Annotated in this window: 16 protein-coding genes and 1 pseudogene; 8 read left to right on the top strand and 9 right to left on the bottom strand. The window is 68.2% G+C overall.

Annotation, left to right across the window (positions count from 1 at the left end; translation table 11 throughout):
- The first annotated feature begins 152 nt into the window (after window positions 1-152).
- Window positions 153-1592, top strand: coding sequence for an MFS transporter (locus G3O00_RS06060; RefSeq protein ID WP_206142420.1), 1440 nt, complete (start codon window positions 153-155; stop codon window positions 1590-1592).
- A gap of 102 nt (window positions 1593-1694) precedes the next feature.
- On the opposite strand, the gene G3O00_RS06065 is transcribed toward G3O00_RS06060, so the two are convergent.
- The 3 genes from G3O00_RS06065 to leuC all read right to left on the bottom strand — a co-directional run bounded on the left by G3O00_RS06065 (window position 1695) and on the right by leuC (window position 5163).
- Complete coding sequence (locus G3O00_RS06065) at window positions 1695-3017, bottom strand: 2-hydroxycarboxylate transporter family protein (RefSeq protein WP_206142421.1); 1323 nt, start codon at window positions 3015-3017, stop codon at window positions 1695-1697.
- Window positions 3018-3119: 102 nt separating this feature from the next.
- On the bottom strand, window positions 3120-3758 hold the full coding sequence (leuD, locus tag G3O00_RS06070; protein ID WP_206142422.1) for a 3-isopropylmalate dehydratase small subunit: 639 nt from the start codon (window positions 3756-3758) through the stop codon (window positions 3120-3122).
- Window positions 3751-5163 carry a 3-isopropylmalate dehydratase large subunit gene (gene leuC, locus G3O00_RS06075; RefSeq protein WP_206142423.1) on the bottom strand — a complete coding sequence of 471 codons (1413 nt, stop codon included), beginning with the start codon at window positions 5161-5163 and terminating at the stop codon, window positions 3751-3753. Before leuC ends, leuD begins: the two co-directional genes overlap by 8 nt.
- Before the next feature lie 116 nt (window positions 5164-5279).
- Between leuC and G3O00_RS06080 the strand changes: the two genes are divergently transcribed.
- On the top strand, window positions 5280-6173 hold the full coding sequence (locus tag G3O00_RS06080) for a LysR family transcriptional regulator (protein WP_206142424.1): 894 nt from the start codon (window positions 5280-5282) through the stop codon (window positions 6171-6173).
- Window positions 6174-6269: 96 nt separating this feature from the next.
- Here the strand turns inward: G3O00_RS06080 and G3O00_RS06085 are convergent, their stop codons facing one another.
- The gene (locus G3O00_RS06085) at window positions 6270-7694 is read right to left on the bottom strand and encodes a PLP-dependent aminotransferase family protein (RefSeq protein WP_206142425.1); all 1425 of its coding nucleotides are present in this window, start codon (window positions 7692-7694) and stop codon (window positions 6270-6272) included.
- 648 nt (window positions 7695-8342) lie between these two features.
- Between G3O00_RS06085 and G3O00_RS44080 the strand changes: the two are divergent.
- From G3O00_RS44080 to G3O00_RS06100, 3 genes and pseudogenes are all read left to right on the top strand, one after another.
- A pseudogene (locus G3O00_RS44080) lies at window positions 8343-8576 on the top strand (helix-turn-helix domain-containing protein); the annotation flags it as partial.
- A 319-nt stretch (window positions 8577-8895) separates the two neighbouring features.
- Entirely contained in the window at window positions 8896-10218 is a 1323-nt protein-coding gene (locus G3O00_RS06095) for a HipA domain-containing protein (RefSeq protein ID WP_174930104.1), read from the top strand.
- Between the two features lie 56 nt (window positions 10219-10274).
- On the top strand, window positions 10275-12461 hold the full coding sequence (locus tag G3O00_RS06100; RefSeq protein ID WP_206142426.1) for a DUF4132 domain-containing protein: 2187 nt from the start codon (window positions 10275-10277) through the stop codon (window positions 12459-12461).
- A gap of 10 nt (window positions 12462-12471) precedes the next feature.
- Here the strand turns inward: G3O00_RS06100 and G3O00_RS06105 are convergent, their stop codons facing one another.
- On the bottom strand, window positions 12472-13884 hold the full coding sequence (locus G3O00_RS06105) for a PLP-dependent aminotransferase family protein (protein ID WP_174930102.1): 1413 nt from the start codon (window positions 13882-13884) through the stop codon (window positions 12472-12474).
- Window positions 13885-14115: 231 nt separating this feature from the next.
- Here G3O00_RS06105 and G3O00_RS06110 point away from each other — a divergent pair, with 231 nt between their 5' ends.
- Together G3O00_RS06110 and G3O00_RS06115 are read left to right on the top strand one after the other, a co-directional pair.
- Complete coding sequence (locus G3O00_RS06110; RefSeq protein WP_206142427.1) at window positions 14116-15345, top strand: FAD-dependent oxidoreductase; 1230 nt, start codon at window positions 14116-14118, stop codon at window positions 15343-15345.
- Between the two features lie 36 nt (window positions 15346-15381).
- Window positions 15382-16542 carry a branched-chain amino acid ABC transporter substrate-binding protein gene (locus G3O00_RS06115; RefSeq protein ID WP_206142428.1) on the top strand — a complete coding sequence of 387 codons (1161 nt, stop codon included), beginning with the start codon at window positions 15382-15384 and terminating at the stop codon, window positions 16540-16542.
- A gap of 30 nt (window positions 16543-16572) precedes the next feature.
- Here G3O00_RS06115 and G3O00_RS06120 read toward each other — a convergent pair whose 3' ends face one another.
- The 3 genes from G3O00_RS06120 to G3O00_RS06130 all read right to left on the bottom strand — a co-directional run bounded on the left by G3O00_RS06120 (window position 16573) and on the right by G3O00_RS06130 (window position 19045).
- A complete protein-coding gene (locus G3O00_RS06120) occupies window positions 16573-17484 on the bottom strand; it encodes a hypothetical protein (protein WP_206142429.1) in 912 nt (303 codons plus the stop codon).
- An 89-nt stretch (window positions 17485-17573) separates the two neighbouring features.
- Window positions 17574-17897, bottom strand: coding sequence for a TfoX/Sxy family protein (locus tag G3O00_RS06125; protein ID WP_206142430.1), 324 nt, complete (start codon window positions 17895-17897; stop codon window positions 17574-17576).
- Window positions 17898-18112: 215 nt separating this feature from the next.
- The gene (locus G3O00_RS06130; protein ID WP_206142431.1) at window positions 18113-19045 is read right to left on the bottom strand and encodes a GlxA family transcriptional regulator; all 933 of its coding nucleotides are present in this window, start codon (window positions 19043-19045) and stop codon (window positions 18113-18115) included.
- 84 nt (window positions 19046-19129) lie between these two features.
- Between G3O00_RS06130 and G3O00_RS06135 the strand changes: the two genes are divergently transcribed.
- The gene (locus G3O00_RS06135) at window positions 19130-19846 is read left to right on the top strand and encodes a DJ-1/PfpI family protein (protein WP_206142432.1); all 717 of its coding nucleotides are present in this window, start codon (window positions 19130-19132) and stop codon (window positions 19844-19846) included.
- Window positions 19847-19885: 39 nt separating this feature from the next.
- Here G3O00_RS06135 and G3O00_RS06140 read toward each other — a convergent pair.
- Window positions 19886-21276: site-specific integrase (locus G3O00_RS06140; RefSeq protein ID WP_206142433.1), on the bottom strand; the 1391-nt coding region annotated here is incomplete at its 5' end.

Here is a 21276-nt window from a genome sequence, read left to right on the forward strand (position 1 = left end):
GCCGGCCCGGCAGCGGCCCGCCGGCGTCGAGGCAGGCCCGGTCGCGCGCCGCCAGGCATTCCGCGCGCCGTCCACGCCGCGTGCGCCTATAACCGTTATCAGGGCAGGCAGCTCGAAGAAGCATGCCGCCCGTCAGAGGATCAGGAGACAACATGCATCAGACCGTCACCGCGGGCGGCGCCCCGCTCGATACGCCGCAGGTACGCGCCGGCATCCGCGCCGACGCGGACATCTCCGCGCGCATGGACCGGCTGCCGATCACGCGGCACCAGTGGATGCTCGTGCTGCTGATTTCCCTCGGCGGCTTCTTCGAAGTCTACGACCTGATCTTCACCGGCTATATCGCGCCGGGCATGGCAAAGAGCGGCCTGCTGCAGACCACCACGCAGGCCTTCTTCGGCTTCACCGGCATCGCCGCCTTCATCGCGGCGACCTTCGCGGGGCTGTTCGTCGGCACGTTCGGCTTCGGCTGGATGCCGGACCGCTACGGGCGCCGCGCCGTCTTCACGTACTCGCTGCTGTGGTACTCGATCGGCTCGGCCATCATGGCATTCCAGACGACACCCGAGGGCGTGCTGTTGTGGCGCTTCATCACCGGCATCGGCGTCGGGCTGGAGATCGTCACGATCGACACCTACGTGACCGAACTCGTCCCACAGCACATGCGGGGCCGCGCGATCGCGTTCAACCAGGTCGTGATGTTCGCCGCCGCGCCGGTCGCCGCGATCCTGTCGTGGTGGCTCGTGCCCACGAACGTGTTCGGGCTCGACGGTTGGCGCGTCGTGGTGCTGGCCGGCTCGGCCGGCGCCGTGATCGTCTGGTTCATCCGCCGTGCGGTACCCGAAAGCCCGCGGTGGCTGGCCGCGCACGGCGATGCTGAACGAAGCGAACGGATCGTGAGCCGGATGGAAGCGATCGCCGAGCGCGAGTCGGGCATGCCGCTGCCGCCGCCCACGCCGGCGAGCGACGCGCCCGACGTGCACCGCGCGGCGTTCGCAGCATTGTGGCGCGCACCCTATCGCGCCCGCCTGCTGATGCTCGTCGCGTTCAACTTCTGCCAGGCCATCGGCTACTACGGATTCGCGAACTGGGTGCCGACACTGTTGATCGGCCAGGGCATCACCGTCACGAAGAGCCTGTTGTATGCGTTCGTCATCGCATTCGCGATGCCGGCCGGGCCGCTGCTCGCGATGCGCTATGCGGACCGGATCCAGCGCAAGCACCTGATCGTCGGCGGTGCGCTAGCCGTGATCGCCTGCGGGCTCGCGTTCGCGCAGATCAGGACCGTTGCGCCGCTCATCGTGCTCGGCGTGCTGATCAGCCTCGCCGGGCAGACGATCTCCGTCGCCTATCACGCGTACCAGTGCGAGCTGTTCCCGACCGAGGTGCGCTCCCGCGCGAGCGGCATCGCGTATTCGGCCAGCCGCGCCGGCGCGATGATGTCGGGCTTCATCATCGCGGCGCTGCTGAAGGACTTCGGCGTACCCGGCGTGTTCACCGGGATCACCGTGTTCATGCTCGTCGTGGTCGTCGTCATCGGCGCGTTCGGCCCGAGAACCAATGGCGTGCGGCTCGAGGAGCTCAATCGCTGACGCTCGACGCATCCCGGATGTTCGCCGGTCGGCGCCGGATTCAGGCGTCGCCGCGCCGACGCACGAACCCTCGCATGCTTTACGATTACACGGCTGCGTCCGTCAATGCAGCCACTTCATCACGATCGTCGCGAACACGACCATCGCCGCGCCGCCGATGCGCGTCGAGATCTGTGCGAATGGCATCAGCCCCATCCGGTTCGACGACGACAGGATCGCGACGTCGCCGGTACCGCCCAGCCCGCTATGGCAGGCGGTGATGATCGCGGATTCGACCGGATACATCTTCAGCGCGGCGCCGACGAAGAATCCGGAGACCACCATCGCGATCACGATCGACGCGCAGATCACGAAATACCCGGGCGAGAACGCGCCGACGAGCTTGTCCCACGACACGAACAGCGTGCCGAGCCCGACGAGGATCGCGAACGTCAGGTTCGTCGACATGAACTTGTACATCTGGTACGCGCCGATCTCCATCGACTCGGGAATCGCGCGGCACACTTTCAGCACGGCCGCCGCGACGATCATCAGCACCGGCCCCGGAATGCCGGTGAGCGGCGCCAGCAATCCGCCGAGAATGAACAGCGTGCACGCGAGCAGCAGGCCGAAGCCCATCAGCCGCAGGTCCAGCCCGGCCTCGGCCTGCTGCGCGGCGAGCAGCTCGCGGTCCTCGCCGGTCTTCACCAGCAGGCCGTCGCCGCTGTAGCGGCGATGCTTTTCGCCGAAGCGCTTCAACATGCCGCTCGCGAGGATCGCGACGACATTGCCGATCAGCGCAGCCGGCACCATCATCGCAATCAGGTGGCCCTGCGCGACGCCGGTGATCTCCGCATAGCCGATCGACAGCGGCAGGATGCCCTCGCCGATGCCGCCGCCGAGGATCGGCATCACGATATAGAAGAACGTGTGCTGCGGGTCGTAGCCGAACGCGAAGCCCACGGCGATCCCGGCTGCAATCGCCGCCACGGTGCCGACGAGCAGCGGCACGAACATCTTGAGGAAGCCCTGGATCAGGATCTTCCGGTTCATCCCGAGGATGCTCCCGGCGACCAGGCACGCGATGTAGAGATACTGAAGATTGGCCGTCTTCATCGTCACCGTGATCGCCTTGAGCGTCGCGTCGTCCATCAGCCGGTAGCCCAGCAGCGCCGACGGCACGAACAGGCACAGGATCGCCGGGCCGCCGATATGCCGGAACACCGGGATCCGCCGGCCGATCTCGCCGAGCAGCAGCCCGGACAGCATCAGCACCGCCAAGCCGCCGATCATGTCGTTCGGCAGCCGCTTCGTCGCGGCCGCCAGGATCGTGACGACCGCGATCGCAACGAACATCGGCAGCGGCATCCCGCCGATCTTCAGGTTCAGCAGCCACGCGAGCGGCGTGGACGGCGGCAGGCTCGTCTGCACGGGGGAAGCTTCCATGTCATGTCTCCGTTTCTTGTATTGAGTTCGCACATCGGCAGGGCCGGACGAAATCGCGCGGCGCGCGTCCGGCCCCGTGCTGCGGGCGCCGAAGCGCCCTTTTCACACCGCGCGCTGCTGCTTCGGCAAATCGATCTTCATCCACGGGCTGGCCGCGTGATGGCGCCCCTCGAACGCATCGATCGCATCGCGATCGGCGAGCGTCATGCCGATCATGTCCAGCCCTTCGACGAACATGCGCTTCTGCCGCTCAGGCAGATCGAACGGGTACTCGCTTCCCTCTGCTGTCCTGACGACCTGGCGCAGCACGTCGATCGTCAACGTGCTCGTGGCCGGGTTGCGCGCCTGTTCGACGAGCGTCGACACGACGGCCGGATCGAGCATCACCAGCAACAGCCGGTTGTTCAGCGCGTTGAAGTAGAAGATCTCGCCGAAGCTCGGCGCGATCACCGCGTCGAAGCCCGCCTGCTGCAAGCCCCACACCGCGTGTTCGCGGCTGGAACCGCAACCGAAATTGGCGCCGGCCACCAGGATGCGCGCCCCTTGATACTCCGGGCGGTTCAATACGAAATCCGGCCGCCGCGCGCCCGAACCATCGTGGCGGAGGTCGTACAGCACACCGCGCGCGAGCCCCGACTTGTCGATACCGAGCAGAAACTGCTTCGGCATGATCTGGTCGGTATCGAGGTTGTTCAGCGGCAGCGGCGCTGCGATACCGGTGACGGAGGCGTGCTCACGCATGATCGAACTCCTTGCGTACGTCGACGATGCGTCCGGCCAGCGCGGCAGCGGCGGCCATCGCCGGACTCATCAGGTGGGTGCGGGCGCCGCGGCCCTGGCGGCCCTCGAAATTGCGGTTCGTCGTCGACGCGCAGCGCTGGCCGGGCGCGAGGACGTCGTCGTTCATCGCGAGACACATCGAGCAGCCGGGCTGGCGCCATTCGAAGCCGGCGTCGATCAGCGTGCGTGCGACGCCTTCGCGCTCGGCCTGTTCGCGCACCGCGACCGACCCGGGCACGACCATCGCGCGCACCGACGGCGCGACCGTGCGGCCGCGCACGACGTCCGCCACGGCGCGCAGGTCTTCGATCCGTGCATTCGTGCACGAGCCGATGAACACGTGGTCGACATGCAGGCCATCGATCGGTTGCCCGGTATCGAGTCCCATGTAGTCGAGCGCCTTGCGCGCGTTGTCGCGTTCGAGCGGCTCGGCCGACAGCGCCGGAATGCGCGCAGTAATCGCGATCGCCTGGTCGGGGCTCGTGCCCCAGGTCACGAATGGCGCGACGTCCGCCGCATCGAAGCGATGCGTGACGTCGAATGGCGCGTCGGCGTCGGATTGCAGTTGCGTCCATTGCGCGACGGCCTCGTCAACGCGGGCCGCCGGCAGATCGCGGATCCGGTCGCGAACGTAGGCGACCGTCGTCGCGTCGGGCGCGATGAGTGCGCCGCGCGCACCGGCTTCGACCGTCATGTTGCACAGGGTCATGCGCGCTTCGGCGCTCAGCGCGTCGATCGCCGGCCCGCAGTACTCGACGACGAAGCCGCGCGCGCCCTGCGCACCGATCTTCGAGATGATGTACAGCACGAGATCCTTCGACGTGGTGCCGGCCGGCAGCGCGCCGTCCACGCGGATGCGCATGTCGCGCGCGACGCGGTACACCAGCGTCTGCGTCGCCAGCACATGCTCGACTTCCGACGTGCCAATGCCGAAGCCGAGCGCGCCCAGCGCACCGTAGGTCGTCGTGTGGCTGTCGCCGCACAGCACGACCATGCCGGGCCGGATCAGCCCGATCTCGGGCGCGACCACGTGCTCGATGCCCTGTTCGGTGTCCTGCACGTCGAACAGGTGGATGCCGTGCCGGCGGCAGTTGCGCGTGAAATTCGCAGCCTGGCTGGCCGCCGCGTCGATGACGATCGTGCGCTGGCCGACCGGAACGGGATGCGTCGGAATCACGTGATCGACGATACCCATCTGCTTGTCCGGGCAGCGTACCGGCAGGTTCCTTGCCGCGAGCCCGGCGAACGCCTGCGGGCTCGTGTACTCGTTCATGATGTGCAGGTCGGCGTACAGCACGACGTGCTGCGCGTCGACACGGGATACCGTGTGGCTCGCCACGATCTTCCGGTAAAGCGTCTGTCCCATCGTTCCCCCTCCTTGTTGCGAAAACGCCCGGATGCGGACGTTTCGGCAAGTGTAATTTGGAGGGTGACGCCTTAAAATGAGGCGCAGCTTAACCCATTATTAAATGAAACTTTAAGATGGATCCGATCGCAGACCTGGAATTCTTCGCACGGCTCGTCACGCACGGCAGCCTGTCGGCGCTCGCGCGCGACCTCGGCGTCACGCCGCCGGCCGTCAGCGCACGGCTCAACCAGATCGAGCGGCGCCTCGGCGTGAAGCTGCTGAACCGCACCACGCGGCGGCTGGCGATGACCAACGAGGGCGAGGTATATCTCGCGACCGGCTCGAAGCTGCTCGAGCAGGTGCACGAACTCGAGCGCACGGTATCGAGCAGCCGCAACCAGCCGCAAGGCCTGCTCAAGGTCAACGCGACCTTCGGCTTCGGGCGCCGCCACATCGTGCCCGCGCTGTCCGCGTTCCGCGATCGTCATCCTGAAGTCGAGATCCAGCTCGAACTCACCGATCGCCCGATGAACCTCGCCGAGCTCGCGTACGACGTGGGGATCCGGTTCGGCGAGCTGCCCGACCAGCGCGTGGTGGGCCGCAAGCTCGCGGCAAACCGGCGTTTCGTCTGCGCGTCGCCCGCGTACCTGAAAGCGAACGGTGTACCGAAGGTGCCCGGCGACCTGCGCGGCCACCGCTGCATCGTGCTGCGCGAGAACGACACGGCGTACGGCACGTGGCACTTCACCAAAGGCAAGCGCCACGAACTCGTCAAGGTGCATGGCGTGATGAGCAGCAACGACGGCGAAGCGACGCTGCGCTGGGCGATCGACGGGCATGGCGTGCTGGTGCGGTCCGAGTGGGACGCGCAACCGTTCATCGATTCGGGCGCGCTGACGCGCGTGCTCGCGGACTGGTCGCTGCCACCGTCGGATATCTACGCGGTGTATCCGGAACGGCTCAACCTGTCGGCGAAGGTGCGTGTGTTCATCGAGTTTCTTTGCGAGTATCTCGAGCGGCGCGCTTGACGGCGAGGAACGCAGCGGCGGCATGGGCCACAGCAAGAAAAAAGCCGGCACAAGGCCGGCTTCGTCGTCGAAACGCAAGATACCGCTCGCACCCGCTCACCGCATGCACGCCGAGGCCAGCTTGCCGACCGTGATCACGGCCTGCTCGATCTCCGGCGACCACGGGCTGCTGTAGTTCAGCCGGATGAAGTTCCGGTAGCTGTCCGTGATCGAGAACATGTAGCCGGGCCCGATCGTGATCCCCTGCTCCAGCGCGAGCTGGTACAGCCGCATCGCGTCGACCTGCGCGGGCAACTCGACCCACAGCACGTACCCGCCGGCCGGGCTCGAGATGCGCGTGCCTTCCGGGAAGAACCGCGACACCATCGCGCGCATCAGGTTCGCCTGCTGCGCATACGCCTTGCGCAGGCGCCGCAGGTGATGCTCGTAGCCGTCGCGTTCGAGAAACTCCGCGATTGCGAGCTGCGGCAACGACGGCGTTGCAAGCGTGTTCAGGAATTTCAGCTTCTCGACCTGGTCACGATAGCGGCCCGGCAGCGCCCAGCCGATCCGGTAGGCAGCCGTCAGGCTCTTCGAAAACGACGAGCAATGCAGCACGATCCCGCTGCGGTCATACGACTTCAACGAACTCGGATGCGCATCGCCGAAATACAGTTCGTTGTACACGCCGTTCTCGATCAGCGGCATCCCGGCATTCGTCGCGAACTCGACCAGCTCGCGCTTGCGCTCGTCGGGCATCTGAAAGCCGAGCGGGTTCTGGAAGTTCGGCATCACCATGCATGCGGCGATCGGTTGCGACTTCGCAATCGCGGCCAGCGCGGCGATATCGATCCCGTACTCCGGATGCGTCGCCACCTCGATCGCCTTCATCCCCATCCGCTCGATCGCGTGCAGCATCGCGTAGAACGTCGGCGATTCCACCGCGATCGTGTCGCCCGGCTTCGCGACCGCCTGCAGGCACAGGTTGATCGCCTCCGTCGCGCCGACCGTCACGATGATCTCGTTCGGGTCCACCGACATCCCGTTTTCCAGGTATCGGCGCGCAATCTGGCGGATCAGCCGCGGATGGCCGGGCGGCAGCCCGTCCGTCACGCCCCACAGCGACTTGTCGCGACCGGCCGCATACGCGTAGCGGTTCAGCTTCTCGAACGGAAACAGGCTCGGGTCCGGATACGGCGAGCCGAGCGGCACCGCGTCGTCGGTGCCGATCGAGCGCAGCGTCGACAGCACGAGCCGGCTCACGTCGACCGACGACGAGATCGCGATCGGCTTCGACGGCCGCAGCTCGCGCACCGGCGCATGGCTGTCGTCGCGCCGCAGGTTCACGAAATAGCCCGACTGCGGCCGGCTTTCGAGTAGCCCGCGGCTCTCCAGCAACAGATAGGCGTGCAGCACGGTCGTGATGCTGATCCGGTGCTGCTGGCTCGCCTGCCGCACCGACGGAATCCGGTCGCCGTGCCGGTACACGCCCTGGCGGATCAGGCGCTCGATGTCGTCCGCAAGTTTTTCATAGAGTTTCATCGCGCGTCTCCCGCCGGCACGCGCAACCGCGCCGCCCTGCCGCGCACGTCCGGCACGCACATGTTTCGCCCGCCGACCGGGCCGTCGTGATTCCTGATCTTTCCCTCCGGTTTTGCCTTTTCCATCGCACTGGCTCTCTCTTGAAGATGCGCCAACAGGGTTCCGGTACGACTGGATCTGCGGCACTGTGCACTTGATGATGGAATCTTAAGAGCAGAACAGTTGGTGGCGAGTACACACATCGACCGCGCGAACAAGAGTACAGTTCGGCGCGCATCGCTCGACGTGCGAAAACTGTACGTCTTATGAATGGGTTGCCGCTCTGGCAAGCCGCGCGCAGCGGCGCCGGGCGGAGGTTCGTGACTTTACGGAACGGCAGGACAGCGGTGACGAGTGCACTCGTTGGCCGGGACACGTTGCCGGCTGAGTCCGGAGTAAAAACTGTGCAATCTCACAGTTTTTTATGCAATTCACCCACCAACCACCAAAAACTCGTCGATCGCACGGTTTTCACTTGAATTTCGCCACCGAGCTGCAATACTGTTTGATCGTACAGTTTTCATTCAGTCGCGCCGGCTACGGCGGCGAACCGGACCCGCCAGACCGGGCCGGCCGCCGCGACCGTTGGCGCCGCCGGGAGCCCCAACCATGCGATACACGATCGAACAGGCATCCGACATCGGCGGCGTGATCCGCGCTGCGCGGAAAGGACAGCAGCTGCGCCAGGACGACGCGGCCGGCAGCGTCGGCGTCAGCGAGTCGTTCATGGTCAAGGCCGAGCGTGGGGCGGACACCATCCAGTGGGGCAAGGTGTTCCAGATCCTGCAAGGGCTCGGCGTGCAGGTCGTTGTCGACATCCCTGACGCCAGCGACGAACTGCTCGAGCGCCAGTCGGCCCGCGCGAGCCATAGGGCCGACATCCGCGCGCGGCGCGCGGCCGAGCGCCTGCTGCTGCGCACGGATGCAACCACCGACACCGCCCCGCCGGCCCCTGCGCGCGTGCTCACGGCCGCGCGTCTCGTGCTGTCGACCGACGCAGCAGCCGGTGCGGGCGCAGACGACACGCGCCGCCCTCGCCCCAGGACGACCGCCGCCGGCCGCGAAGTCGCCGCGCGCGCGGTCGAGATCGCGCGCCGTGTGCTGACGGCCGCCGGCGAAGCCGTGCCTGGCCACCCGCGCGCCACCGGCGAGGACGCGTCGCATGACTGAGCGCACCCTCATCGCCGCGATCGACGGCCAGCCGATCGGCACGCTGCATGAAAACCGCAATCTGTGGGCGTTCGAATACGCGCCGTCGTGGCTCGCGCAGGCGTCCCGCTTCGCGCTGAGCCCGCATCTGCCGCTGCAGGCCGGCGTGCTGCGCGACGGCGCGACCACCCGCCCCGTCCAGTGGTATTTCGACAACCTGCTGCCGGAAGAATCGGTGCGGGCGCTGCTGGCGCGTGACGCGGGCCTGCCCGACATCGGCGACGCGTTCGCGCTGCTCGAGCACTACGGCCGCGAATCGGCAGGCTCGGTGACGCTGCGCCTGCCGGCCGACACGGCCGACGAGGACACGCACCTGCGCCCGCTCGACGACGCCGAACTCGACGCGCGCATCCGCCACCTGCCTGCCGTGCCGCTTACGCACGACGCGCCGAAGAAGATGTCGCTCGCCGGCGCGCAGCACAAGCTGCCGGTCGTGCTGCGCGACGGCGCACTGTTCGAGCCGAGCGGCCAGGCGGTGTCGACGCACATCCTGAAGCCGAATCATCCGCACGCGCACGACTATCCGCATTCGGTCATCAACGAATGGTTCGTGATGACGCTCGCGCGCCGCGTCGGCCTCGACGTGCCCGAGGTCGAGCGCCGCTACGTGCCGGCACCCGTGTACGTAATACGCCGCTTCGACCGTACGCAGACGGATACCGGCGTCGAACGGCGCCACGCGATCGACGGCTGCCAGGCGCTCAACCTGCCCGCGACGATGAAATACACGGGTTGGTCGCTCGACGCGCTCGCGACGCTCGCCAACGCGTGCCGCGCGCCCGCGCCGGTTCGCCTGCGCCTGTTCCGCTGGCTCGCGTTCTGCATCGTCGTCGGCAACGGTGATTCACACCTGAAGAACCTGAGCTTCCTCGTCGCCGACAGCGGGGTCGCGCTGGCGCCGCACTACGACCTGCTGTGCGACGGCGTATACGAAACCACGACCTACAGCGCGCGCAGCCGCTGGCCGGACCTGACGGAATTCACGCGGCCGGTCGCGGGCGTGCAGCGCTATGCGGATTTCACGCGCGACGTGCTCGACCAGGCCGGCGCGGCACTCGGGCTGACGCGCGCGACCGCGCAGCGCCACATCGACGAACTGCTCGCGCGCATTCCCGCGCAGGCCGACGCGCTGTTGCTCGAGATCGCCGCCGACAACGACGCGATGAAGACTGCCCGCCCCGAACTCACAGCGACGCTCGGCGGCGAGATGCACCTGCTGCGCGCGATCCGCCATATCGTCATCCACGAGATGGTCGAGCGGCTGCGGCCGCGCTGACACCACGACACCATCGACGCCGATCCGATACCGCCACGCGAGGGCCACCCAACATCATGACCGAATCCGTCCGCCCGCCTGTCGTCGACCAGCTCCTCGCGCGGCTGACCGGCACTGCCGACCATCCGCACTTCACCGGCACCCCGATCGACCTGTCGACGCTCGACGCGCACACGCTCGGCGCCGTCTGGCCGGCACTGCGCCGGGTCGAGCACGAGATCATGGTGCGCGACCAGGCGTTCGACGATCCGCGTGCCGAATTCGCGCGCTGGCTGCACGGGCAGATCGATGCGCTCGGACTCGTGCCGCTCGTCGACGCCGATGCCGCGCTCGAACTGTTCCGCGATATCCCGGCCGGCGAGTGGAAACGCGCGCTGGAGGAGTTGCCCTGCCTCGACACCCTGCCGTCGCCGGCGCTGCAAGCCGAACTCGCGCGCATTGCGGGCGAACCGGACGAAGGCGACGTGCGCTCAGGATCCAGCACGTATGGCGTGTACACGCTCGACCGGTTCGCCGGGCGCCGCGACTTCTCGGCGCGACGCGACGTGTATGCGCAAGCGCTGGCGGAGTCGCCGTTTCGCGTGCGCGAACTCGACGTGCTGCCCGAACTCGGGCCGGCCGCGCTGCTCGCGCTGGCCGCGACGAACGATGGCTACTTCGCGCCGAGACGGCTGTGGCTCGACTTCAGCGATCCGGCCGTCACGCTCGCGGAAGACGCCGCGTATGTCGCGTTCGCGCGCGACGCGCTGACCGAGGCCGCGCAGCAGGTCGCGGCGCTCCACGCGGGCACCGTTCCATACGAAGCCGATCGTGCGTTCACGACCGACGACGCACAGGTCGTCGCGCGTGCCGCGCGCGTGGCCGCCTATCGCGACGAAACGTGGCTGCGCCCGCTGATCGGGCCGCTGCTGACCGGCGTGTGCGTCGCGCCGACAGCCGCGAAGACCGCGCCGTCGCAATCGCTCTCGATCGCGCTCGGCCACGCGGTCGAGACGATCCCGACACCCGAGGGCGTGCGTGCGCTGCGCGACGCGCTCGCCATCGTGCGTCATGCCGGCGTACAGAAGAAGCTCGCGCGCAACCTGAAACCGGCCGAACGCGCGCTCGGCGAGCGGCCGCATACCGCGCTGCGCATGACGCTCGACGCGAAGCCCGACAAGAAGCAGCTCGCGATGCTCGCTACCTGCATGGAAGCCGGCTTCTGGCAGTCGATGACGCTCGGCCATGCCGAATGGCGCGAGCGCCTCGTCGATGCGCCGGCCGGCGCCGCGTTCGCCGCACGCATGATCTGGCACGCACGCAGCGCCGATGGATCGATGCGGTCGTTCATGCCGGACATCGCGAAGGGCAAGGTCGTGCTGCGCGACGTGGCCGGGCACGCGATCGACCTCGCCGACGACAGCGACATCCGGCTATGGCACCCGCTGCTGGCTGACGCGGACGAGCGGCTCGCGTGGCAACGCGCGATCGTCGGTCGCACGCTGCGGCAGCCGGTCAGGCAGGCTTTCCGCGAATACTACGTGCCGGCCGACGGTGACACGCCAGCCAGCGATTCCGCGATGTTCGAAGGCCACGTGCTGTCGAGCCGGCCGCTGGTTGGTGTTGCGCGCCGCGAAGGCTGGTCGATCCGCGCGTACGACGACGGGCTGGTCCGCGAATTCGGCGACGTGCGCGCGACCTTCTTCGTCGATGCACGTCTTTATCCGGGCTCGGAAAGCCACGGCACGTCGCGCCGGCTGCACTTCGAACGCCGGCACGACCGGCGCTGGGTGCCACTGCCGATCGGTGAGATCGATCGCGTCGTGTTCTCCGAAGTGGCGCGCGCGGTCGACTTGCTCGTGAGCGTCGCCGCGTTCGCGCTCGACGACGACGCAACACGCGCAGCCGCAGCCGCGCTCGCGGTCGACCCGGTGCGCCAGCGTGAGCTCGAAGCCGAACGCTGGCAGCGCCTGAACCGGTTGTCGGATATGCCGCTGGGCACGATGGCGCGCCATCGCCGGCACGTGCTGTCGCTCGTGTTCGCCGGGCCGGTGGCGCAAGGGAAGATGACGATCGACGAACGCCATGTGCGCGTCGGTGCGTGGTCGGTACATTGCGCAACCGGGCGCGTGATGCGCGACGGCGAACCGGTCGAACCCGCGATCGTGCCGCCGCCGTCACCGCTGCGCGCGGTGCCGTGGCTGCCTTACGACGAAGCGCTGCTGCAGCGGATCGTCGATGTGGTCGCGGGGTTGCTCGACTGAGCGGCCGCCGTCAGATCGAACCGAACAGCGCGCGCGGCCGATCCTTCAACGTTCCGGCGAGAATCCGCAGCCCGTTGACGAGTTCGTCGCGCGTGGCCGGGCACGCGAGGTTGATGCGCACGCCGTGCTCGATTTCCGCGCGATCGACCGCGAACGTCGACGACGGCATCACGATCACGCCACGCGCCTTCGCATTCGCGGCGAAGTCGTCGGCCCGCCACGGCGGCGGCAGGCGCAGCCACACGAACATGCACGCCGGGTCGGATTTCAGCTGCCCGGCCGGCAGCAGTTCCCGCGCAAGATCGACGCGCGCACGGATCTCCGCGAGTTGCGCGGCCATGATCCGCTCGGCGGTGCCGTCCTCGATCCACACCGTCGCGATCAGCATCGACGTGGGGGCCGGCATCCACGCAGTCGTGCGCACCGCCTCCGCGCACAGGGCGACGCTGTCGCGCGGACAGCTCAGATAGCCGAGGCGCAGCCCCGGCGCGAGGATCTTCGACGTTGCGCCGATATGGAACGTCAGCTCGGGGCACAGCCCCGCGATCGCCGGCAGCCGGTCGCGCACGAGCGGGCCGTATACGTCGTCCTCGATGATCGTCACGTGATGACGCCGCGCGATGTCGACGAGCGCCATCCGGCGGGCCAGGCTCATCGTCGTCACGGTCGGGTTCTGCAGGTTCGGCACGACGAAGATCGCCTTGACCGGCATGCGCTGGCAGATCCGCTCGATCTCGTCGGGCAGCAGGCCGTCGTCGTCGGCCGGCGCGCTGACGATCTCGAACTGGAACACCGGCGCGAGCGCCTTGAGCCCGTAATACGTGAGGCGATCGGCAACGATCACGCCGTCGGTGCCGATCAGGCTGTTCAGCACCGCGTACAGCCCGTGCTGCGCGCCGCTCGTGACGACCACCTGGTCGCGCGACGGCGTGAAGCCCGGCGCGGCGAGCCACTGAGCGCCGGCGGCACGCGCCCAGTCGGGGCCCTGCGGCGGCTGGTATTCCTGCAGCGCGGCGAAACGCGGATCGTTCGGCAGCGTGCCGAACGTCTGCGCGAGACTCGCGAGAAATTCGCCGGTCGCCGGACGGTTCACGGTCAGGTCGATCACGCCGTTGCCCGCCGCGAGCGACGCGCGGGCCGGCTCGATGCTCGGCATCGCGCCACCGGTGACGAGCGAGCCGCGGCGTTTGCTGCCGATCACGAGGCCGCGCAGCTGCAATTCCTTGTACGCGCGGGACACGGTCGACACGTTGATGCCGAGCTCGGTCGCGAGCTGGCGCTGCGGCGGCAGACGGCTGCCCGGCGGATACGTGCCGTTGCGGATTTCCTCCTCGATCGAGCTCGATACCTCGACATAAGTCGGCCGCTTCGCCTGCGCCGGCAGGCCGCTATCTCGCTCGCCGGAAAGTTTGTCTGATGCCATTTGTCGCCTGTGACCACACAAAAAGCGTTTGTCTGCCATTTTGACCTGCCCAGCGATTGTATCCGACATCCCCTCCCCGTCAAACGTCAGCTGAAATGTCTGTTGAATCAGTCAGTTGGAATCGGGTAAACACTGGCGCCACACAATCTCATTTTGATTGCACACAAAAAATTACTGTGTGATTCTTTATCTCAACTTTGTGTGAATCATGTGGACCGGAGGGGACGCGTCATGGCGAATGTCGCCATCGTGGGTGCAGGCTTCATCGGGCTCGGCGCGGCGGCATGGCTGCAGCGCGACGGGCATCGCGTGACGCTGTTCGATCCGGCCGGCGTCGGCCAGGGCGCGTCGTTCGGTAACGCCGCGACGTTCGCGCCGTATGGCTGCGTGCCAGTGAACGGCCCGTCGGTGTTCCACAACCTGCCCCATTTCCTGTTCGCCGCCGACAGCCCGCTGCGCATCCGCTGGCCGTACCTGCTGCACGGTGCGCCGTGGCTCGCGCGGTTCCTGCTCGCGTCGACACCCGCGCGCCACGCACGCAGCGCAACCGCGCTGGCCGCGCTGCTGGCACGCGCCGCCGACGGCTATGCGCCGCTGCTGGGCGCCTCGCGGCTCGCGGCGTTCGTACGGCCGCGCGAATGCCTGTACCTGTATGCGCGGCAGGCGTCATTCGACGCCGCGCAGCCGTCGCTCGCGCTGCGGCGTCGGCTCGGCGTGCCGTTCGCGACACTCGACGCAAGCGCAATCCGCCGGCTCGAGCCCGCGCTCGCGCCGATCTTCGCGCGCGGCGTGCTGTTCGTCGGCAGCTGGCATTTCTCCGATCCGTGCGGCTTTCTCGGCGAACTGTTCGCGCACCTCGCCGCCGGCGGTGCGACGCTCGACCGCACGCGCGTCGAGCGGATCGAGCCCGCCGGCGACAGCGTGAACGTGCATGCGGGCGGCACGGCGCACGCGTTCGATCACGTCGTGATTGCCGCCGGCGCCCGCTCGCGCGCCTTCGCGGCCGCGTGCGGCGACACGGTGCCGCTCGATACCGAGCGCGGCTATCACGTGCAGTTCGGCGCGCATGAGCCGATCGTCACGCGGCCGGTCGGCTGGGCCGAGCGCGGTTTCTACATGACGCCGCTCGACGAGGGGCTGCGCGCGGCCGGCACCGTCGAACTCGGCGGCTTCGATGCGCCGATGAATCCGTCGCTCGTCGCGCTGCTCACGCGTTCCGCACGCGAAGCCGTGCCGTCGCTCGGCACCCCGACGCGCAGCTGGCTCGGCTTCCGGCCGACGCTTCCGGACGGCGTGCCCGTGATCGGCCGCACGCGCCGCAGCGCGCGCGTGATCCATGCATTCGGTCATCAGCATCTCGGCGTGACGCTCGCCGGCATCACCGGGCAAATCGTCGCCGATCTCGTCGCCCAGCGCGCACCGCCGCTGGACCTCACGCCGTACCGGGCCGCGCGATTCTGACGCGCGCCGCAACTTCCACCCCTGCAAGGAGGCATCATGAATCGTCGTAACTGGCTGGTATGGCTGGCCGTCTGCTCGATCGGCACGGTCGCGGCATCCGCTCAGGCCGCGGACCCGGAGACCATCAAGATCGGCTTCGCCGGCCCGCTGACGGGGCCGGTCGCGCGCGTCGGCAAGGATCTGCAATACGGTGCGCAACTCGCGCTCGACGAAGAGAACGCGAAACACCCGACCGTGGGCGGCAAGCCCGTGCGCTTCGTGCGCTTCGTGCTCGACGTGCAGGACGACCAGGCCGATCCGCGCATCGCGATCCAGGTCGCGCAGAAGCTCGTCGACGACGGCGTGGTCGGCGTGGTCGGCCACTACAACTCGGGTTGCAGCATTCCGGCGTCGGCCGTCTACAAGCAGGCGAACGTCGCGATGATCACGCCCGGCTCGACCAATCCGCAGCTGACGATGCAGGGCTTCAAGAACGTGTTCCGCACGATGGGGCACGACGGCGTCGGCGGCGTGGTGGCCGGCCGCTTCGCGGTCGAGCAGCTGAAGGCGAAGCGGATCGGCATCATCGACGACCGCACCGCCTTCGGGCAGGGGCTCGCGGACGCGTTCGAGAAAGGCGTGAAGGACGCGCACGGCAGCGTCGTCGGGCGCGAATACACGAATGACAAGGCTGTCGATTTTCGCGGCATCCTGACCACGATGAAGAGCAACAACATCGACCTGCTGTTCTTCGGCGGGCTCGACGAACAGGGTGCGATGCTCGTCAAGCAGATGCGCTCGCTCGGCATCCGCGCGCAGCTGTTCGGCGCCGGCGCATTGAAAAGCAACGCATTCCTGAAGATCGCCGGCAGCTCGGGCGAAGGCACGCAGGATCTCGAACCGGGGCCGGCGCTCGACAAGCTGCCGTCGGCCGTCGCGTTCGCGCAGCGCTACAAGGCGCGCTTCAACCAGGACGTCGAGCTGTATGCGCCGTTCGCGTACGACGCGGCGCTCGCGATGATCGCGGCGGTCCACAAGGCCGATTCGACCGATCGCGGCAAGATCGTCGCGAGCCTGCCCGGCGTATCGGTCACCGGCGTGACCGGGAAGATCTCGTTCGACGAGCGCGGCGACCTGATCAAGCCGCCGTACACGCTGTTCCGCGTCGAACAGGGGCAGTGGCACAGCATCCGCACGGTCGGCGGCGCGTCGAACTGATCGACGCCGAGCAGCCGGCAGCAGGCGGCGTCACCGCGCCGCCTGCTGCCGCTGCACCTCCTGCGCTTTCATCTGCATATAGGCGCCGCGCTCGACCTCGTGCAGTTGCTGCGGATACTGCTCGGTCGCGTCGAACCAGCGCGTGAGGCGCTGGTCGAGCGGCTTGTCGAGCGTCGCGAGATACGTGTCGATCGCGAGGTAGTAGCGCATCGTGTTGCGCTCCAGCAGCCCGCGCACGCCGCCGATGTACTGCGGCTGCGCGGCCGATCCGCCGCTGACGGTCGTGAAGCCGACCTTGTCGCTGCCGACGGTCGCGAGGTAGGTCTTCATCGCCATGCGGCCGACCGTGCCGAAGCCATACGAATACGTGAGATGCAGGAACGTGCGCGACGCGCCGACCGGCACGGCCTCCAGCGCGATCCGGTAATCCTTCGTGCCCATCGGGCCGCTGTCGGCGGTCAGGTCGACCTGGAAATAGTCGGGCGTCGCGGCCGCCACGCGATAGCGGAACTGCACGCGGTAGGTGTCCGACAGCTTCTGCTGGATCTTGCGGCCGAGGTTCACGTCGAGCACCGGGCCGTTGCCGCCGGTCGACGCGTGGCAATACTTCGTGTTCAGGTGCAGGATCAGCACCGCGCACCAGTTCGCGGGGCCCTGCGCCGGATCGTCGAGCTGGCTGCTCACGACCGTGTACGGATAGTCGACCACCGCGTAGATATCGCCCTTCAGCGACGACGACGCCTCCGCCGATTCGAGAACCAGCGGCCGGTGAAACGCGTTGTCCTTCAGTTGCGCGCCGAGGCTGCGGTAACGCTCGAGCAGCGTCGCCGCATCGTCCGCGCCGAACGACAGCGCGCTCCAGCCCACGCACAGGGCCGCGACGAGCGCGTGCCGGGCGCGGCGAGCAAGCCACGTGCCGCGCGGATGTCCGGATGTGTTCATTTCTTGTGCTCCCACCGGGTGCGCGATGGTCGCGCACATGTGTCACAGAATACGCCTGGCCGCAGCGCAACATGGCACGCGAAAACCCGCTATCGGCTCCGCTTCACCGGCACCGGCAACTGCGCGGCGGTGATCCGGATCAGCGCCGACAGCCATTCGCGATCGTCCCAGCGCTCGCCGGAGATCACGAGATGCGGCTTCGCACCGGGATACGGCGAACCTTCTTCACACGTGCCGAGAAACGCGCGGCCTTCGGGCGTCGGCTTGACGAACAGCCGATCGTCGCAGACGAGCGCGACCATCTTGCCGTCGCAATAGATGCCGTACTCGCCGAACATCTTGCGCGCCGATACGGTGCCGGCTGCCGCCATTTGTTCGACGATGAAATCCACTGTGCTTTGGCTCGATGCCATTCACTGCTCCTTGCAAAAAGTTTATGACCGCCGTGGGTAGCGGACCGTTCCGCCTGATTGGCCGATACGCTGCGATGCGTCATCCGTTCGTCAGCGGAACGCGCATTCAGGCATGGGCGGGCCTGACGGGCCCACTACCGCCTGACAGTTTCATTACGCCACCCTGCTGTGCGAGACGATCGCGATCGAAGCGGCGACAACATGACCACGCCCGCCTACGAACGCAACGCCGACGGCGCGACACCCAGCCAGCGCTGGAAACTGCGCCGCATGTTCTCCGTATCGCCGAACCCGCACTCGTTCGCCACGCGCTGCAGCGACGCCGCCCCGCTTTCCAGCGCGGCGCGAGCGGCTTCCACGCGCAGCTTCTCGACCGCCTTGGCCGGCGTGAGGCCGGTTTCCGTCTGGAACGCCCGCGCGAATTGTCGCGGGCTCATGCACGCCTGCTCGGCCAGGTCGCTCACGCGCAAGCGCGCGCCGAGATTGCGGCGGATGTAGTCGAGCAGCGGCTTGAAGCGCCCTTGCGCGCTGTCGAGCTCGATCAGCGCCGAGAACTGCGATTGCCCGCCGGGGCGCCGGTAGTACACGACCAGCCGTTTCGCAACGGCACGCGCGAGCCGCTCGCCACGATCCTCGCCGATCAGCGCGAGCGTCAGGTCGATGCCGGCCGTGATGCCGGCGCTCGTCCAGAACGGCCCGTCATTCACGTAGATGCGATCGAGCGCCAGCCGCACCTGCGGAAACGCCTGCGCGAAGCGCTCGCCGCAGCCCCAGTGCGTGGTCGCGAGCCGGCCGTCCAGCACACCGGCCGCGGCCAGCAGCAGACTGCCCGAACAGACGCTCGCCACGCGGATGCCGCGCGCCGCGCAGCGACGGACGAACGCGCACGTCGCATCGTCGACCATCGCGGCATCGACGCCATCGCCGCCCGCGACCAGCAACGTATCGACGTCCGCCGCCTCCGGCAGCGGCTCGGCATGCCAGCTCACGCCCGACGAACTGCGGACCAGCCCCGGCTGCGCCGCGACGACACGAACCGTGTAATGCGGCGTGCGCGCGTAGTCGGCCATCTCGAACGCGGAAACGGGCCCGGCCGCATCGAGCAACTGGAAGCCGGGATACACGAGCATGGCGACGCGATGGGTCATGGCAGAAAGTGCGGGAGAAATGACATTGCGACGGACGGTGCGCGGCCCGATGCTACAGACCGTTCATGTCTTCGGGAGATCGTGATGGCCACCACACCGTTCATCGTCGTATTCGCATTGTTCGATCATGTCACGCAGCTCGATTTCACCGGGCCGGACGAAGTGTTCTGGCGACTGCCGGGTGCCCGGATTCACCGGGCCTCGGTGCGCGGCGGATCGATTCGCGCGGACAGCGGCCTGATCCTTGCGGAGGTCGAGCGGCTCGCCGACATCGCGCACGCCGATCTCGTCTGCGTGCCGGGCGGGCTCGGCGTGATCGACGCGATCGCCGACGATGCGTTCGTCCGCGAAGTGCGCCGGCTCGCGCTGGGCGCCCGCTATGTTACCTCCGTGTGCAGCGGGTCGCTGGTGCTCGGCGCGGCCGGGTTGCTGCAAGGCCGGCGAGCCGCCTGCCACTGGGCGTGGCGTGACCTGCTGCCGCCGTTCGGCGCGATCGTCGATACCGGCCGTGTGGTGCGTGACGGCCCGGTCATCACGGGCGGCGGCGTCACCGCCGGTGTCGACATGGCGCTGTCGGTGATGGCCGACATCGCCGGCCCGGAATACGCGCAAGCGGTACAGCTCGGCATCGAATACGCGCCCGAGCCGCCGTTCGACTGCGGACGTCCCGAGCGGGCCGCGCCGGACATTCTCGCGTCGGTGTCCGCGCTGTTCGAGCGCGTGCGGCCCGATCGTCATGCGGTCGTGGCGCGCGCGGTGCGGAACCTCGCGCAGCCGGACGCTGGCCGACAGGCGTCATGACGACGCGCGGGCAGCCGCTGCCCGCTCCGCGCGACGCGATTACTTGTCAGCCGCAAACGCGCTCGACATCTGCCGCGCCCGCTTCACGTCGTCACCGTGCAGATAGATCGACGTCGTCGAGATCGACGCATGTCGCAGGTTGTCGCGCACGGTCGTCAACTCCGCGCCGCGCGCCAATGCATGTGTCGCATGCGTATGACGCATCCAGTGCGGGCTTGCCTGCCGCAGCTTCTGCGCGAGTGCGGGGTTGTCGGCATCGACCTGATCGGCCGTCTGCGCGAAGAAACGCTGCATCACCTTCCACAGCCGCACGCTCGTGATCGCGGCCGCGCCGTCTTCCGCGAGGCTCGGGATCAGCGGCGTATCGGGCCGCCAGCGCGACGGCGTGACCGGCAGCCGCCGTGCGACCAGGAAACGGTCAAGCCCCGTGCGCGCAAGCGGCGGCAGCGCGACACGTGCGGCCTTGCTGCCCTTGCCGATCACCTTCAGCCATGCGTCGCCATGCGCATCGGTCTCGATGTCGCCGAGCGTCGCACCGACCAGCTCGCTCGCGCGCAGCCCGGTCGCGTAGCCGAAATCGAGAATGAAGCGCAGGCGTTGCGCGGCGGCCGGCGTCCATCCCGACTGCGGCGCGGCCGCCGTTCCCTTTCTGAACTCGAGCCCGTCGGCGATCGTGCGCACGAGCAGCCACTCGCCTTCGGTGAACGCATGCGACGTGTCGAGTGCGTTCGCGCCGCGCGTGTCGCGCACCTTGACGCCCGCGAACGGATTCGCGAGCAGGTAGCGCTGCTCGATCAGCCAGCGGAACAGCGCGCCGAGCACCGACAGCGTATACGCGGCCGAACGTGCGGACAGCGCGCCCGAGAACGGCCGCCAATCCGGCGCACCGCGCGGCCGCACGGGCCCGACCCAGCGTTCGTGCGGCGTCGGGCGCCGTACGAACGCGCGATACGCGACCGCATCCTCGGTCGTCAGCGACGACAGTGCACGGCCGCGCTCGACGATCGCCCACAGGATCAACCGCTCGGCCTCCTTCCGGTACGCACGCCGCGTCGCGGCCGATTCGTGCAGCGACAGCCACGCGTGCACGGCCGCGTAGTCGTTGTCCGCATCGAGCGTGCTGGTCGCACGCGGTGCGCGGAACGTGCCGGCCGAACCGTCGACCTCGTGCGGCAGCTTCAGCTGCTCCCACGGCACGATGCTGCCGCGCGGCGTCGCCGCGATCAGCGCACGCGCCCGTTCGGTCAGCGCCGGATGCGCGGCGAAAAACGCCTCGATGTTGCGTGCGCTCGCCACGCCGAGGCCTGCGATCGCGCGCCACCACTGACGCCGGCGCGGAATCCGCACCGTCAGATCGGCGAGCGTCGCGATCCCGTGCGCACGCAGCGCGACGACCGCGCGTGCGGGCAGCCACTGGCCGACGTCGTCGC

It is taken from the genome of Burkholderia sp. Ac-20384 (assembly GCF_017104605.1).
Lineage (GTDB): Bacteria > Pseudomonadota > Gammaproteobacteria > Burkholderiales > Burkholderiaceae > Burkholderia > Burkholderia lata.

Bases quoted from the DNA above. Each gene is read 5' to 3' on its own strand.
- G3O00_RS06060 (WP_206142420.1), top strand. From the start codon at position 153: ATGCATCAGACCGTCACCGCGGGCGGCGCCCCGCTCGATACGCCGCAG.
- G3O00_RS06065 (WP_206142421.1), bottom strand. From the start codon at position 3,017: ATGGAAGCTTCCCCCGTGCAGACGAGCCTGCCGCCGTCCACGCCGCTC.
- leuD (WP_206142422.1), bottom strand. From the start codon at position 3,758: ATGCGTGAGCACGCCTCCGTCACCGGTATCGCAGCGCCGCTGCCGCTG.
- leuC (WP_206142423.1), bottom strand. From the start codon at position 5,163: ATGGGACAGACGCTTTACCGGAAGATCGTGGCGAGCCACACGGTATCC.
- G3O00_RS06080 (WP_206142424.1), top strand. From the start codon at position 5,280: ATGGATCCGATCGCAGACCTGGAATTCTTCGCACGGCTCGTCACGCAC.
- G3O00_RS06085 (WP_206142425.1), bottom strand. From the start codon at position 7,694: ATGAAACTCTATGAAAAACTTGCGGACGACATCGAGCGCCTGATCCGC.
- G3O00_RS06095 (WP_174930104.1), top strand. From the start codon at position 8,896: ATGACTGAGCGCACCCTCATCGCCGCGATCGACGGCCAGCCGATCGGC.
- G3O00_RS06100 (WP_206142426.1), top strand. From the start codon at position 10,275: ATGACCGAATCCGTCCGCCCGCCTGTCGTCGACCAGCTCCTCGCGCGG.
- G3O00_RS06105 (WP_174930102.1), bottom strand. From the start codon at position 13,884: ATGGCATCAGACAAACTTTCCGGCGAGCGAGATAGCGGCCTGCCGGCG.
- G3O00_RS06110 (WP_206142427.1), top strand. From the start codon at position 14,116: ATGGCGAATGTCGCCATCGTGGGTGCAGGCTTCATCGGGCTCGGCGCG.
- G3O00_RS06115 (WP_206142428.1), top strand. From the start codon at position 15,382: ATGAATCGTCGTAACTGGCTGGTATGGCTGGCCGTCTGCTCGATCGGC.
- G3O00_RS06120 (WP_206142429.1), bottom strand. From the start codon at position 17,484: ATGAACACATCCGGACATCCGCGCGGCACGTGGCTTGCTCGCCGCGCC.
- G3O00_RS06125 (WP_206142430.1), bottom strand. From the start codon at position 17,897: ATGGCATCGAGCCAAAGCACAGTGGATTTCATCGTCGAACAAATGGCG.
- G3O00_RS06130 (WP_206142431.1), bottom strand. From the start codon at position 19,045: ATGACCCATCGCGTCGCCATGCTCGTGTATCCCGGCTTCCAGTTGCTC.
- G3O00_RS06135 (WP_206142432.1), top strand. From the start codon at position 19,130: ATGGCCACCACACCGTTCATCGTCGTATTCGCATTGTTCGATCATGTC.